Origin of the sequence: Undibacterium sp. Ji22W, assembly GCF_049340305.1 — a bacterium.
Taxonomy (GTDB): Bacteria; Pseudomonadota; Gammaproteobacteria; order Burkholderiales; family Burkholderiaceae_D; genus Undibacterium.
In genome coordinates, this window is sequence record NZ_JBMPOU010000001.1 from 398,900 (window position 1) to 412,870 (window position 13,971).

A 13,971-nucleotide genomic window follows, 5' to 3' on the forward strand; every position below is an offset into this window, starting at 1 on the left:
CAATGAAAAATGAGGATGAAATGAGTTTGTTAAGTACAGTCAGCCCAAATGCAGTGCAATCGATTCGCGCTTTTAGAAGTCTCGATTTGCAGATAGAAGCGACAGCGATGGGGCAACATTTTCTCTATGTGCACTGTGATCAAGCACAGGACAAGCAAGGAGTGCTCAGGATGATCGCTGATTCTTTTGGTTTTCCTAGCCACTTTGGACACAATTTTGATGCTTTATATGATTGTTTGACGGATTTTGTGCATATGGCTGGACAACAAAATGGCTTTGTAGTCGTCATAGAGCATTTGCCGAATACTGATTATTTTGATAAGGAAATGCGAGAAACTTTGTTAGATGTGTTTCGTGATGCAGCTGATTATTGGGCTAAAAAGAAAATTCCGTTCAGAGTCTTCTATTCCTTCGAATAATTAGCTTAAATGCATTGAAAAAGCCTGAATTTAGTCAAATTCAGGCTTTTTACTTGGGCTTAAACCGGGACGGAGGTACAATGCCGCAATGAAAAAAATCGTCATCCTTATTTCTGGACGCGGTAGCAATATGCAAGCCATCGTCCAAGCCTCACAATCCCAACAATGGCCAGCACAAATCGCAGCGGTAATCAGCAATAAGCCTGATGCAGCTGGCTTGGCTTATGCCGCTAGTCAGGGTATTCCTACGATGGTGGTGGAAAGCAAAGCTTTCCAAAATCGAGAGAGTTTTGATACCGCTTTACAGCAAGCCATTGATAGTTTTCAAGCGGATTTGGTCGTGCTAGCTGGATTTATGCGTATTTTGACGCCGCAATTCGTACAGCATTACGAAAATCGTATTATGAATATTCATCCGTCCTTGCTGCCGAGTTTTGTTGGCTTGCATACGCATCAGCAAGCTTTGGATGCAGGCGTGAAATTTCATGGTGCGACCGTCCATTTCGTGACGGCGGAGTTGGATCACGGCCCTATCATTGATCAGGCTTGTGTGCGCATCGAACATGCAGACACCGAAGAGTCGTTGGCGCAGAAATTACTCGTCAAAGAACACCAAATTTACCCACGCGCCGTGCGTTTATTCGTTGAAGGCAAACTAGTGGTTGAAGGCAATCGCGTGATTGTTAATGGATCCGAAGCAGATAGCTGCGCGATCTAATCGTATTTACAGAGGAAAAACATGAGATTACCACCAGCCATGATCGGCCATACTGAAGCCGTCTTACGTGAAGTTTTGCGCTTTACGGGCCCTGCCGACGGAACTTTATCGCGTTATTTCAGAGAGAACCCGCGTCTTGGCGGCCGTGAGCGCGGTGTGATAGCTGAAGCGATTTATGGTTTGCTGCGGAATAAAAGTGTGTATACCAGTTTCTCTGAGTCCGGGACTGGCTCAGCGATGCGTCGTATCACATTGCTTGGCTTGGCGGATGCGGTTGGTATTGATGCCCTAGGCGGTCTGAGTGAAGAAGAAGACATTTGGTTGCGTCGCGTGATGGAAATTGACCGTAGCCATTTACCGCATTCATTGAAATCGAATTTGCCTGAATGGTTATGGCAAAAACTGTCGACTAAATTTGGCGACGAAGAAGCAATGAAATTGGCGACTGCATTGAATACGCCAGCTTCGTTGGATTTGCGCGTGAACGCTTTGAAATCTAGCCGTGAAGACGTGATCGCATCGTTAGCGCAGGCGCCGATTCTGGCTGAAGCCACACCATATTCAGCCCTGGGTTTGCGTATACTTAAAAAGCCATCGATACAAAATTTGCCATTGTTCAAAGATGGCACAATAGAAGTGCAGGATGAGGGCAGCCAAGTCCTGGCGCAGTTAGTCGGCGCAAAACGCGGTGAAATGGTCGCAGATTTCTGCGCCGGTGCGGGTGGTAAAACCTTGGCATTGGGTGCAGCGATGCGCAATACTGGTCGCTTGTATGCATTCGACATTTCCGAAAAACGTCTAGCGAAACTGAAGCCACGTTTGGCGCGTAGTGGTTTGTCGAATGTGCATCCGGTGGTGATCGCGCATGAACGCGATGCCAAGATCAAACGCTTAGCAGGCAAATTGGATCGCGTCTTAGTCGATGCTCCGTGTAGTGGTTTGGGAACTTTGCGTCGCAATCCTGATGTGAAGTGGCGTCAGACGCAAGTTGGCGTCGCGGAACTTAACGTCAAACAAGCATCGATTTTGGATAGCGCAGCACGTCTTGTAAAAGGTGGCGGTCGCTTGGTGTATGCAACTTGCAGTATTCTCGATGAAGAAAATGAAGGCATCGTTGAACAATTCTTAGCGACGCATCCAGATTTCACTTTGCTGCCTGTTTCACAAGTATTGGAAGAACAAAAAATCCAATTGGAGATGGGCGATTATTTGAAACTTTATCCGCATGTGCATAATACTGATGGTTTCTTTGCCGCGGTATTTCAGCGGAATAAAGTTGCGCCAAAATTAGAAGCGGTAGTAGATACAGAGGCCGAAGTCGACGCCGAAGCAGAATAGTTTTTAAATTCAGTATTTAAAATCGGTTTTCAAAAATAGTCTCACCTTAGGTTGCAGTTTTGTTTAAAACAATCGCGCATGTCTCGTCCATGGGAATTATGGAAACACAATCTTTGACACGATTAATCACTGAAATATCGACAGACCTGGGCACGGTTGGTCTCTTATTTCAGCTGCTCGCGTTGTCGACGTGTTTTGTGTTTGCTTGGTTTTTGTCACGCAGTATTCAACGTTTTTTCGCGAAGGTTGATCACACTTCCGGCGTGATTAAGATTGGCGTTGAGAGCTTTTCACGTGTTCTATGGCCGCTGTTAGCGCTGATTTTTTTGTTCTTGGCAAAATTAATTATCGGCAGGTATCAACATACAGGTTTGTTGAAACTGTTTTTCCCCATCTTGGGTTCGTTTGCCCTGATACGCTTTAGCTTCTATGTATTTCGCCGCGCCTTTGTGCGTGATGGTGCGGTCGGTAACACTTTACTCGTCTTTGAAAAAATTTTTGCCGCGCTGGTTTGGCTAGGTTTGGTTTTGCATTTCACTGGTATGTGGGAAGAAATTTTCCTCGCTCTCGAAGAGGTAGTTCTTCCACTTGGAAAGAGTAAGGTCTCCTTGCTGGCAATTGTGCAGGGTATTGCTTCAGTTGCCTTGACCGTGATCCTGGCATTATGGGTCAGCGCTATGCTGGAAGCGCGTCTGATGCTGATCCCAAGTATGCATTCCTCATTAAAGGTAGTGTTGTCGCGCTTAGGACGTGCCATTTTTATTCTGATGGCAATACTGATTAGTTTGTCTTTGGTCGGTATTGATTTGACTGTACTGTCTGTTTTTGGCGGGGCACTTGGTGTTGGTTTAGGCCTTGGTTTGCAAAGAATTACCAGTAGCTATGTATCGGGATTTATTATTCTGTTTGATCGTAGTTTGTCGATCGGTGACATGATTACAGTCGATAAATTCAGTGGTTGCGTGACGCAGATTAACACCCGATATACCGTATTAAAGGGCTTGGATGGCGTTGAGTCGATTATTCCGAATGAAATGCTGGTCTCCAATCCCGTGCAAAATCTTTCCTTGACGGATCGCGCTGTCGTGCTGACAACGGATTTTACGGTTGCCTACGACACGAATCTCGATAGTTTGCTGCCGGCACTGATGGAAGTCGCCGCTGCTGTACCGCGAGTTTCTAAGAGCATCGAGCCATCAGCCTATTTATTGCGTTTTGGGGCTGATGGTTTTGAATTACGTGTTGGCTTTTGGATCGAAGACCCAGAAAATGGCCGAACCAATGTAATTTCTGGCGTGAACCGGGGAATTTGGGCTTTGTTGAAAGAGCGCGGAGTAGAATTACCTTACCCGCAACGCGAAATTACAGTATTTCAGGCGCAATCGAAACCCAAGGCTTGAATCAGCGTAAAATAAAGATGTTTTTGAGAAATTTTGCATGCCGATTTCAGCCTGCATAGAATAGTGTATTAGGAGTGGTTATATTTTGAGTAACTTTATTGATCTGGTTGTTGACTTCTTGAGCAACGGCTTTACCCGTGCTTCGGGCTGGCAGGTATTTATTTTTACTATGGTGGTCACGCATGTCACCATCGCTAGTGTGACGATATTCTTGCACCGCTGTCAGGCACATCGTGCGTTGGAGTTGCACGCGATTCCTAGTCATTTTTTCCGTTTTTGGCTGTGGTTAACGACCGGCCAAGTGACGAAAGAATGGGCTGCTGTACACCGTAAGCATCACGCAAAATGCGAAACTGAAGAAGATCCGCACAGTCCAGTGACGCGGGGCATTAAGAAAGTATTGCTGGAAGGCGCAGAGTTATATCGTACCGAATCCAAGAACTTAGAGACCATCAGTAAGTACGGTCACGGTACACCGGATGATTGGATGGAGCGTAACCTGTATACGCGTTTTAGCTGGCAAGGCGTGGCGCTGATGTTGATTATCGATTTAATGTTGTTTGGCGTGATCGGCGTAACAGTGTGGGCTGTACAGATGTTGTGGATTCCGGTTACTGCTGCTGGTATCATCAATGGTATTGGTCACTATTGGGGTTATCGCAACTATGAATGCGCCGATGCCGCAACCAATATTGTGCCTTGGGGTATTTTGATTGGTGGTGAAGAGCTGCATAATAATCACCATACATTCGGTACTTCGGCTAAGTTATCCTCCAAATGGTATGAGTTTGATATAGGTTGGGGTTACATCCGCACATTAGAAATCGTCGGTTTGGCGAAAGTCAAGAAAGTCGCACCGCAACCTAAATTTGATGCCTCTAAGATGGTGGTGGATGTCGAAACTTTGCAAGCTGTGATTACCAATCGTTACGATGTGATGGCAAAGTATGCGAAGTCTTTGAAGAAAACTTGGCGTGCTGAGTTGCAGCAGTTGCGTGACAATGCGCAATTGGAAAAAGGATTTTTGAAGGCCGTGAAGAAGAATTTGCAACGCGAGCCCGCAAAGTTGGAAGCGCCACAGCAGCAACAATTGGTTGAGCTCTTCGCGCACAGCGCAGCTTTGAAAACCATGCATGATATGCGCCTTGAGTTGAATGCGATTTGGGAGCGTTCAAGCGCGACTCGTGAGCAGTTAGTCGCTCAGTTGCAGGATTGGTGCCAGCGTGCCGAGGCTTCCGGAATTAATACCCTGCAAGAGTTTTCTTTGCGTCTGCGTAGTTATGCCTGATGCTTCAATTGAGATGTAAAAAAATGGCGCTGATAGCGCCATTTTTTATTTGTGGTGGATTCGATCGTTCGAAGCAGGAATTTTGATAGATCTTTTTGCAGCTTGATTTACCGCGCTGGCTTGGGTTATCGGACTTTGTGCAATCTATTAAGTTGGGGCAGAGGTCCTTCGCTATTAAACTAAAAGGCGAAAAAAAACCTGCAAATTTGCAGGTTTTTTTTGACATTCTACTGAAGCTAAAATTAAGCAATAATTACTTAATCTTTGTTTCTTTGTAGATAACGTGCTTACGTGCCTTTGGATCAAACTTCATGATCTCCATTTTTTCAGGCATCGTACGTTTGTTTTTTGATGTCGTGTAGAAGTGACCTGTACCAGCAGTCGATTCTAATTTGATTTTGTCGCGACCAGATTTAGCCATGATATTTTCCTAAAAATAGTTTCTGCTTAAACTTTTTCGCCGCGAGCACGCATGTCAACCAAAACGGCATCGATACCGATTTTGTCAACTACACGCAAACCTGCGTTAGATAAACGCAGGGAAACCCAGCGATTTTCTGATTCTACGAAAAAGCGCCGATTTTGCAGGTTAGGCAAAAAGCGACGTTTAGTTTTGTTGTTCGCATGGGAAACGTTGTTGCCAACCATTGGCCCCTTCCCAGTAACTTGGCATACACGCGCCATGTTTAGCTCCTTAATGATTTCCGAAATTGGAAAAAATGAGAGTATAGCCAAAAAACTTTGAAATATCAACGACTTGTGAAAAACAATTGTGTCTTTTTTGGATGATTAAATTTAACAATTTGAATTTCTCCATTGTAAACCATGACTTAGACTCATATCTGCCCATTTTCAGCAAAAGAGTAGACCTTGTTGTTAGCGACTATAAAGTGATCAAGTACGCGTATATCTACTAGAGCGAGCGCTGATTTCAAGGTCTGAGTCAAAGTTAAATCTGCTGAGCTAGGATCCGGGGAGCCTGATGGATGATTGTGTGCCAGTATCACGCTGGCAGCGTTATGGCTAAGTGCGCTTTTAACGACTTCTCGCGGGTAGACGCTAGCATGACTCAGGCTACCACGAAACAGTTCTTGCACGATGATGAGGCGATTCTTGACGTCCAAGAACAAGACCGTAAAAGATTCATAATGCTTATTGCCAATTTCTAGCTGTAGGTATTGGCGTACCGCTTGTGGTGAAGAGAGTGATGAACTGGCTTGTAACTCTTCTGAGATTGAGCGTTTGGCTAATTCCAAAACTGCCTGAAGCTGAGCATACTTGGCGCTGCCTAATCCATGTACTTTGGCAAAATCAGTCAAATTGGCGCCAAATAGGGCTCGCAAAGAACCAAATTGCATCAACATATCTCGCCCAAGATCAACGGCGCTTTTCCCTTTTACGCCAACCCTCAGAAAAACGGAGAGTAATTCGGCATCCGACAATGCAGTCGCTCCAAGCTTGATTAGTCGCTCTCGCGGACGTTGTTCTTCTGGCCAATGATTGATTCCCATCGTCTTTATGTACCTTTCGTTTTGCATGACAAAGCTTTTCTGTCTCGCCTGACTTACAATAGCGGTTTGCTAGTTTTTAAAAAAGTTGAAATTAAATTATGTCTGAAAAGTCTATACTTGTCGTTAACAATGGTGCATATTTAACTTTGCATTACCGTCTTGCAACACTGGATGGAGAGGATATTATTTCGACTTTTCATGAAAGTCCTGCCACTTTGCTATTGGGCCAAGGTCAACTTGCACCTAATCTTGAGCAGGCACTGCTCGGTCTGGAAGAGGGGACACATACTACGCAGGAGTTGACGCCCGAACAGGCATTCGGTGTGCGTAATCCTGATCTGATTCAACGTGTATCCTTGAAGACTCTGCGCGAAAATTCTGCGTTCGGCGAGCAATTCAAAGTCGGCGATTTGATTGACTTTTCCGCGCCGTCCGGCGGTAAATTCGCTGGTGTGATTCAGGAATTGGATGAGGATTCAGCTTTGTTCGATTTTAACCATCCATTGGCGGGGCAACGCATGTTGTTTGAAGTTAAAATTATAGGCATTCTGTAAGTCATCTATTCAGTCAATTTAGCATTTATGAGCGAGCCAGTGAATTCATTTATTAGTCCAGCAATCCAAGAAAAGCAGCAAGAAATTCTACTAGCTCAACCGCGCGGTTTTTGTGCCGGCGTGGATCGCGCTATCGATATTGTAGAGTTAGCCTTAGCGCAATTTGGTGCACCGATTTATGTGCGACATGAGATTGTGCATAACGCCTACGTCGTGAATGATCTGCGTCAAAAAGGCGCGATTTTTATTGAGGAACTAGATGATGTTCCTGCTGGTAATACGCTGATTTTTTCCGCGCATGGTGTTTCGCAAGCGATACGTGAAGATGCTGATAAGCGTGGTTTGAAAATCTTTGACGCGACTTGCCCATTGGTGACCAAAGTGCATATTGAAGTCTCAAAAATGCGAAAAGAAGGTCGCGAGATCATCATGATTGGTCATCAAGGACACCCAGAAGTCGAAGGCACGATGGGGCAGAGTGACGGTGGTATGTATCTGGTAGAGACTGTTGAAGATGTCGCCAACTTGCATGTTGTTGATTCCACTTTGCTCGCCTATGTGTCACAAACGACTTTATCGGTTGATGATACCGCTGATATTATCGCTGCCCTTAAAAATAAATTCCCATTGATTGCCGAACCAAAGAAAGGCGATATTTGTTATGCAACGACGAATCGTCAGGCAGCCGTTAAATTTATGGCTCCGCAAGTTGATTTAGTAATCGTTGTGGGAAGCAAAAATAGTTCGAACTCAAATCGCCTGCGAGAAGTAGCACAAAAAATGGGAACGACAGCATATATGGTTGATAAAGCAGATGATATCGATCCCGCGTGGTTGGAAAATTGTGTGCGGGTAGGCGTCACAGCTGGAGCATCTGCGCCGGAAATTTTGGTAAATCAAGTGATTGATCAACTTAAAAAATTTGGTGTGAAAAGTGTGCGCGCTTTGGATGGCGAGGAGGAAAATGTGACCTTTCCTTTACCTAAAGGCTTACATAATCCGACTAAAGTCTGAGCGTGGCAAAGAATGCAGGAGCGCTTTAGTGTGCTCCTGATTTCGCTGGAACAATGCTTGTTCGAATCATGCCCACTGATTCAAAGTCAGTTTAATTGAAACAAAGTGTCAGTGCCGCTTTCAATTCCTGATGATCACAACGGCTAATATGCACCTTGGGTGTTTTATGCCAGTCCGCGAATGCTCGCAAAGTTTTTGCCAAATCTTTAGTCAGTGCTTCGCTAAACTTGATATTGGTTTCCAGATGTAAAGCCTTGATTTCCATTATTTTTTCTTTTCTATGCGCTTTGGCGTCCACGCGTCCAATCAGTTTTCCACGGCGTAAGATTGGTAAAGTAAAGTAGCCGTACTGACGCTTTGCTTCGGGGGTATAACATTCAAGGCGATAGTCAAAATCGAAAAACTCTAAGGCGCGTTTTCTATCCCACACCACAGGATCAAACGGCGATAACAAACAGGTATGGGTAGCGCGTAATTGTCCCGCCTTGGCCTGCTCGATGAGTGGTGTACGTTGTGGATGATAGTAGGCGGGCTCAGTCCAACCCTCCACGCTAATTTTTTGTAGTAATCCTCGCTGGTACAGACTTTCAGCTTGGATAGAAGGGGTGAGCTTTTTCATTCGAAAATAGTCTGCAATCCAGCTTGCTTTACAAATGCCCAAAGCGTTGACTGAATCTAAGACTTGATCGCATTGATCGTCGATTAATTTACCCAGATCACGTTTATCATTCCAGTTGGGATGGACACGTTCAACTAAGTCATACACGCGTTGAAATTTCTGACGTCGCGCTACCATGACTTTGCCTGTGGTGAACAAAACTTCTAGCGAACGTTTTTCAGGTTTCCATTCCCACCAACCGCCAGCCTTGCCATCAGTGCGTTCAAAATCCACAGAGCGACAAGCACCGAAATTCTTGATGTGCATTAAAACTTGCTTAACGTGACTGGCGTTCTCTTGCAGCCAGGTTTGATTGTATTTCCAACCCATGCCTTCCGGATTGAGCATTTGATGGCGATAGCGGCCAAAACTTTCTATCGGAAGGAAACATGCTTCGTGTGACCAGTATTCGAATAGCCTGCCTTCATCCAAGTGCTGTTCCAGCCATTCTTGCTGATAGTCACCGAGACGACTCCATAGCACCAAATAGGGGCTCCGTGCGACAACATGAATGGTATCAATTTGCAGCACGCCCATATTTTGGATGGTCGCCAAAACCGCTTGTTTGTCGGCAGTTTGTTTAGGTGCAGACAATAAGCCTTGAGCGGCAAGATGGATGTTTCTGGCTGCGGTCAGGCTTATTGTCATCGTATTTCAGATCTAAGTTTAGAAGTGTTTTAAGCCAATTGCTGCTTTCACTTCATCGTTCGTTTTTGCGGCGATTTCACGCGCGCGATAAGTGCCTTCTTTGAGCAATTGCAAAACATGACCACGATCTTTCTCGTATTCCTGACGACGCTCACGAATGGGACGGAGCATGTCCTGCAAAACCCCTTCCAGACGCGCTTTGACTTTGCTATCCCCAAGTCCGCCACGGACGTAATGATCTTTCATTGCTTGCAGCGCTTCTTTGTCGGGATCAAAAGCATCGAGATAAGTAAATGCGACGTTGCCTTCTAGGTGGCCGGGATCTTCCACTTTGAGATGCTGAGGATCGGTATAGACATTTCGTACAGCTTGTTTAATTTCTGCTTCGGTAGCGCCGAGATTAATCGCATTACCCAGAGATTTGCTCATTTTTGCTTTGCCATCGATGCCAGGCAGGCGACCAATTTCTGGTACTAGTGCTTCGCACTCGACCAAAATATCTTTTTTTGCCAAGCGATTAAAGCGGCGCACGATCTCATTCGTTTGTTCAATCATCGGAATCTGATCATCACCAACGGGCACTAGAGTCGCCTTAAATGCTGTAATGTCAGCGGCCTGACTCACAGGGTAGGTGAAGAAACCCGCTGGAATGTCGCGCTCAAAGTTGCGTAAGATGATTTCCTGTTTAATCGTTGGGTTACGTTCTAGGCGTGAAATCGTTACCAGATTCATGTAGTAGAAGGTGAGTTCGGTCAGTTCCGGGATTTGTGATTGAATGAAAATGGTCGATTTGCTCGGGTCAATTCCCACTGCCAGATAATCAAGTGCGACTTCGATCACATTGTTATGTACTTTTGCAGGGTCATCCATATTGTCGGTCAGCGCTTGCGCATCAGCGATCATAATGTACTGCTTGTATTGATCTTGATAAGTCACGCGATTACGCAGGCTGCCAACAAAATGTCCCAGATGCAATGGACCGGTTGGACGATCCCCAGTCAGAATTAAGTGTTGTTTGTTGGCAGATGGCTGGGCTGATGCTTTGGATGCGGTGCCGACTTCTGTAATGTTTGCTGCGTGCTCGCTCATGAGTGATCCGAAAATATTAGAAGTAAATAGGTATCTGAAAAATTAAAATGCCGCGCTTACAGATAAGGGCGGCATCAGTAATTTTGTGTTTGTCGTATTGAACCTGGGAGCCACCCTTAGTCGAAGGTGCTCCGCCAATGGCTATTAGTGATGTTGAAAGTGTGTTTCATGCAGGCATAATGCCGTTTTTCACTGTTTTTTGTCAAGAAATGTCGACATCAGCATGGTAAAATCATGCGTTAAGCTGAGACTTCATAAACTCACGCTCGCTATCAAATTTAGATTCCATCTTAGAAAGTTTTTGAAGTGAATTCTGTGCCATCCAAACTTATCATCGCCTCGCGCGAAAGCCGCCTTGCCATGTGGCAGGCAGAACATGTTCGTGCCCGTTTGCAGGCTTTGTATCCAACATGCGATGTGCAGATCCTAGGTATGACCACGCGTGGCGATCAGATTTTGGATAGAGCCCTGTCAAAAGTCGGGGGTAAAGGTTTGTTCGTGAAAGAGTTGGAAGTGGCGATGGAAGAAGCGCGTGCTGATTTGGCGGTGCACTCGTTAAAAGACGTCCCTATGGAGTTGCCAGAAGGTTTTTCTTTAGCAGCGATATTGGAACGTGAGGATCCGCGCGACGCTTTTGTTTCGAATCAATTTGCTTCTTTAGCAGAACTGCCCGCAGGCGCAGTTGTTGGTACTAGTAGTTTGCGCCGGCAAGCTTTGATTTCTGCGCGCTTTCCGCATTTAGTCATCAAGCCTTTGCGCGGCAATCTCGATACACGGTTGCGCAAGTTGGACGAAGGCGAATACGCTGCCATTATTTTGGCGGCAGCGGGACTGAAACGTTTGGGGCTGCCTGAGCGCATCAAGGGATTCTTAGAGCCTACGGAAAGTTTGCCCGCCGCCGGTCAAGGTGCAATGGCGATAGAAATTTTGTCCTCGCGTCAGGATTTGGTACAAGCATTGGCACCTTTAAATCATTTGCCGACATCGCAGGCAGTGTTAGCTGAGCGTACAGTTTCCAGGGCCTTTGGTGGCAGTTGTCAAATTCCTTTGGCGGCTTTTGCTGAAATTGAGAATGGCAATATGCATTTGCGCGCGATGGTCGCGACACCTGATGGAACGCAATCGACGAAAGCGGAAGTGAGCGGCAATGCAGAGAATTATGTAGATTTGGGAATGCAAGTCGTCGCGGCTTTACGTATGCAAAATGCGGATGCGATTTTGGCAGTGTGCCGTGAGACTGAACAAGCCTAGTCTGAATAGAGAATCGCTGATAAATTTGGATAGGCTGTAGGCAAGCGCCTGCTATGTTGACTTAACTGTGAATGTTGTTATGAGTGTCGCTATGAATGCAGCTGTGGATTCAACGGTAGTTATTACCCGGCCTTTGCATCAGGCGCAGCATTTAGTGGATTTACTTCAGCAAGTTGGGCGCCCGTCTGTGGTGTTTCCGATGTTTGAGATTGAGACTATTCTCGAAAATCCTGAACTAGATCAGGCTTTGTGCGACTTAAAAAACTATGCCTTACTGATGTTTGTGAGCCCAAACGCGGTGGATGCCTTGTTAAATCGTATAACTGATACGAGCTGGTGCTGGCCCTCAACTACCGCAATTGCTGTCGTGGGTGCTGCAAGTCGACAGGCTTTGCTCAAACATGGAATTGACGAAGCTGCGGTGCGAATTATTAGCCCGACGAATACAGAAAGAACCGATTCGGAAACCTTGCTGGAGGAACTGGATTTGGTGGCTTTACGCGGACAAAAAGTGCTGATTGTGCGTGCTGATTCGGGGCGTGATTTTTTTGCGGACGCCTTAAGCAATGCGCAGATTCATGTACAGTCGATCACTGCTTATCGGCGCGTCACTCCCGTTTTCGATGAGTCAAAAAAACAAGAATTAGAGACTTATTTGAATGCAGCGTGTGCGTGGGTGATTACTAGTTCTGCCGTTTTAAAGACTTTGTTAGGATGGTGTGTTCAGTTAGATCAGGACAATGCAGTCGCCAAAATGCAACAGCAACATTTGTATGTCCCTCATTTTCGTATCGCTGAGGTGGCAAGAGAATTAGGATTTAAACATATAAGCTTGAGTGCTTCTGGCGACGAAAAGCTATTACTCGCGTTACAATCACCATTATGAATGAACAAACTCCCTCTACAGACACTATGTCGACGACGAATAATCCGACCGATACCAGTAACGTAGCAGCTACGGTTGTTACGCCTACAGACAATGCACAAGCTGCGGCAGCCGCTTCTGCGGCTACAAACGTAAACTCACCGTCCCTGACCAGTTCCGTGAATGCACCATATATTTTGTCTGGTGTTTTGGCGATGTTATTGGCAGCGCATTGGTATTCATCGCAAAATCAAATCACTTCTCTGCGTGAAGAGGTGGCGCGCCGCTTACAGACCGCAGATATCAATAATAGTGAAATTAAAGGCATTGCGAAAAGTGTGCAAGAAACTTCCAAAGATATGCAGTCCAAAGTCAGCGTCTTGGAAGCGAAGCAAACCGAGGCGCAAGGGCAGCAGGTCGCTCTAGAGCAACTGTATCAGGATTTATCGAAGAGTCGTGATGAATGGGCATTGACGGAAATTGAGCAAGTGTTAGCAACTGCCAGTCAGCAGTTGCAATTGGCAGGAAATGTACAAGGCGCGTTGATCGCTTTACAAAATTCAGACGCGCGTTTGGCAAAATCTGACAAAGCACAATTTATCGCCGTACGTCGCGCCATTGCCAAAGATATAGAAATGCTCAAGGCATTGCCGCAACTGGATTTGACCGGTTTGGTATTGCGCTTGGATAGTGTCATTGCACAGGTGGATAGCATTCCTTTGTGGTCAGATGAGAAAACACCAGTAGTCGCGACACCACCGAAAGCACCGTTGCGTGTTTTGCCGCGTGCTGCGAAAGCCAAGAGTGATAAAGCAGAAGTTGCGACAGACAGCACTTTCTCCGCACAGTTACAAGATCGTTGGCAGAGTTTCTCTAGCGAGATGTGGACTGAACTGAAACAGTTGATTCGGGTGCGAAATGTGGAGTCGCCAGATGCCTTGTTGCTGTCGCCTGCACAAGCGTATTTTGCTAAAGAAAATTTGAAATTGCGTTTGCTCAATGCACGCCTCGCTTTGTTGTCACGTAACGAAGGTGCGTTCCGTAGCGATATGATTTCTGCACAAGATTTGATCTCGAAGTATTTTGATGTACGCACCAAGCAAGCGCAGACGGCACAGTCATTGTTAAAGCAAATTCAAAGTAATAATTTATCGATAGAAATGCCAGCGCTGAATGAGAGTCTCAATTCCGTTCGTAATTTCAAGGTAAAACCTTAAT

General features: G+C 45.7%; 14 protein-coding genes and 1 pseudogene. 10 read left to right on the top strand and 5 right to left on the bottom strand.

Translation table 11 applies throughout. The features are described from left to right. Positions 1-11: 11 nt before the first annotated feature. From ACO0KW_RS01590 to ACO0KW_RS01610, 5 genes and pseudogenes are all read left to right on the top strand, one after another. Positions 12-419 (top strand): annotated as a pseudogene (locus ACO0KW_RS01590) (barstar family protein); the annotation flags it as partial. An 88-nt stretch (positions 420-507) separates the two neighbouring features. Next, positions 508-1,137: a phosphoribosylglycinamide formyltransferase gene (gene purN, locus ACO0KW_RS01595; RefSeq protein WP_423049979.1), complete on the top strand. Its 630-nt coding sequence runs from the start codon at positions 508-510 to the stop codon at positions 1,135-1,137. Positions 1,138-1,158: 21 nt separating this feature from the next. Then, complete coding sequence (locus tag ACO0KW_RS01600; protein WP_423049981.1) at positions 1,159-2,475, top strand: RsmB/NOP family class I SAM-dependent RNA methyltransferase; 1,317 nt, start codon at positions 1,159-1,161, stop codon at positions 2,473-2,475. Positions 2,476-2,573: 98 nt separating this feature from the next. After that, complete coding sequence (locus tag ACO0KW_RS01605; RefSeq protein WP_423049983.1) at positions 2,574-3,875, top strand: mechanosensitive ion channel family protein; 1,302 nt, start codon at positions 2,574-2,576, stop codon at positions 3,873-3,875. 85 nt (positions 3,876-3,960) lie between these two features. Continuing rightward, a complete protein-coding gene (locus tag ACO0KW_RS01610) occupies positions 3,961-5,163 on the top strand; it encodes a DesA family fatty acid desaturase (RefSeq protein WP_423049985.1) in 1,203 nt (400 codons plus the stop codon). 253 nt (positions 5,164-5,416) lie between these two features. Here the strand turns inward: ACO0KW_RS01610 and rpmG are convergent, their stop codons facing one another. The 3 genes from rpmG to radC form a co-directional block, all read right to left on the bottom strand. Then, the gene (gene rpmG, locus ACO0KW_RS01615; protein WP_110257750.1) at positions 5,417-5,584 is read right to left on the bottom strand and encodes a 50S ribosomal protein L33; all 168 of its coding nucleotides are present in this window, start codon (positions 5,582-5,584) and stop codon (positions 5,417-5,419) included. Between the two features lie 26 nt (positions 5,585-5,610). Continuing rightward, on the bottom strand, positions 5,611-5,847 hold the full coding sequence (rpmB, locus tag ACO0KW_RS01620) for a 50S ribosomal protein L28 (protein ID WP_186890252.1): 237 nt from the start codon (positions 5,845-5,847) through the stop codon (positions 5,611-5,613). 152 nt (positions 5,848-5,999) lie between these two features. Next, complete coding sequence (gene radC / locus ACO0KW_RS01625) at positions 6,000-6,674, bottom strand: RadC family protein (protein ID WP_423051933.1); 675 nt, start codon at positions 6,672-6,674, stop codon at positions 6,000-6,002. Positions 6,675-6,772: 98 nt separating this feature from the next. Between radC and ACO0KW_RS01630 the strand changes: the two genes are divergently transcribed. Then, the gene (locus ACO0KW_RS01630) at positions 6,773-7,228 is read left to right on the top strand and encodes an FKBP-type peptidyl-prolyl cis-trans isomerase (protein ID WP_423049987.1); all 456 of its coding nucleotides are present in this window, start codon (positions 6,773-6,775) and stop codon (positions 7,226-7,228) included. A gap of 39 nt (positions 7,229-7,267) precedes the next feature. Continuing rightward, positions 7,268-8,242 (top strand): 4-hydroxy-3-methylbut-2-enyl diphosphate reductase, encoded by a 975-nt coding sequence (gene ispH / locus ACO0KW_RS01635; protein ID WP_423049989.1) that lies wholly within the window; start codon positions 7,268-7,270, stop codon positions 8,240-8,242. Between the two features lie 91 nt (positions 8,243-8,333). Here ispH and ACO0KW_RS01640 read toward each other — a convergent pair whose 3' ends face one another. Together ACO0KW_RS01640 and trpS are read right to left on the bottom strand one after the other, a co-directional pair. Continuing rightward, a complete protein-coding gene (locus tag ACO0KW_RS01640) occupies positions 8,334-9,548 on the bottom strand; it encodes a winged helix-turn-helix domain-containing protein (RefSeq protein ID WP_423049991.1) in 1,215 nt (404 codons plus the stop codon). A gap of 18 nt (positions 9,549-9,566) precedes the next feature. Continuing rightward, positions 9,567-10,637 carry a tryptophan--tRNA ligase gene (gene trpS, locus ACO0KW_RS01645; protein ID WP_423049993.1) on the bottom strand — a complete coding sequence of 357 codons (1,071 nt, stop codon included), beginning with the start codon at positions 10,635-10,637 and terminating at the stop codon, positions 9,567-9,569. A gap of 360 nt (positions 10,638-10,997) precedes the next feature. Between trpS and hemC the strand changes: the two genes are divergently transcribed. The 3 genes from hemC to ACO0KW_RS01660 all read left to right on the top strand — a co-directional run bounded on the left by hemC (position 10,998) and on the right by ACO0KW_RS01660 (position 13,970). Beyond that, positions 10,998-11,888, top strand: a complete 891-nt coding sequence (hemC, locus tag ACO0KW_RS01650; protein ID WP_423051935.1) for a hydroxymethylbilane synthase — start codon at positions 10,998-11,000, stop codon at positions 11,886-11,888. 91 nt (positions 11,889-11,979) lie between these two features. Next, positions 11,980-12,774 (top strand): uroporphyrinogen-III synthase, encoded by a 795-nt coding sequence (locus tag ACO0KW_RS01655; protein ID WP_423049995.1) that lies wholly within the window; start codon positions 11,980-11,982, stop codon positions 12,772-12,774. Then, entirely contained in the window at positions 12,771-13,970 is a 1,200-nt protein-coding gene (locus ACO0KW_RS01660; RefSeq protein WP_423049997.1) for a uroporphyrinogen-III C-methyltransferase, read from the top strand. The genes ACO0KW_RS01655 and ACO0KW_RS01660 overlap by 4 nt, the downstream gene beginning before the upstream one ends. The last annotated feature ends 1 nt before the right edge of the window (position 13,971 follow it).

Bases quoted from the DNA above. Each gene is read 5' to 3' on its own strand.
- trpS (WP_423049993.1), bottom strand. From the start codon at position 10,637: ATGAGCGAGCACGCAGCAAACATTACAGAAGTCGGCACCGCATCCAAA.
- rpmG (WP_110257750.1), bottom strand. From the start codon at position 5,584: ATGGCTAAATCTGGTCGCGACAAAATCAAATTAGAATCGACTGCTGGT.
- ACO0KW_RS01600 (WP_423049981.1), top strand. From the start codon at position 1,159: ATGAGATTACCACCAGCCATGATCGGCCATACTGAAGCCGTCTTACGT.
- hemC (WP_423051935.1), top strand. From the start codon at position 10,998: ATGTGGCAGGCAGAACATGTTCGTGCCCGTTTGCAGGCTTTGTATCCA.
- rpmB (WP_186890252.1), bottom strand. From the start codon at position 5,847: ATGGCGCGTGTATGCCAAGTTACTGGGAAGGGGCCAATGGTTGGCAAC.
- ACO0KW_RS01660 (WP_423049997.1), top strand. From the start codon at position 12,771: ATGAATGAACAAACTCCCTCTACAGACACTATGTCGACGACGAATAAT.
- ACO0KW_RS01640 (WP_423049991.1), bottom strand. From the start codon at position 9,548: ATGACAATAAGCCTGACCGCAGCCAGAAACATCCATCTTGCCGCTCAA.
- ACO0KW_RS01630 (WP_423049987.1), top strand. From the start codon at position 6,773: ATGTCTGAAAAGTCTATACTTGTCGTTAACAATGGTGCATATTTAACT.
- ACO0KW_RS01605 (WP_423049983.1), top strand. From the start codon at position 2,574: ATGGAAACACAATCTTTGACACGATTAATCACTGAAATATCGACAGAC.
- radC (WP_423051933.1), bottom strand. From the start codon at position 6,674: ATGGGAATCAATCATTGGCCAGAAGAACAACGTCCGCGAGAGCGACTA.
- purN (WP_423049979.1), top strand. From the start codon at position 508: ATGAAAAAAATCGTCATCCTTATTTCTGGACGCGGTAGCAATATGCAA.
- ACO0KW_RS01655 (WP_423049995.1), top strand. From the start codon at position 11,980: ATGAATGCAGCTGTGGATTCAACGGTAGTTATTACCCGGCCTTTGCAT.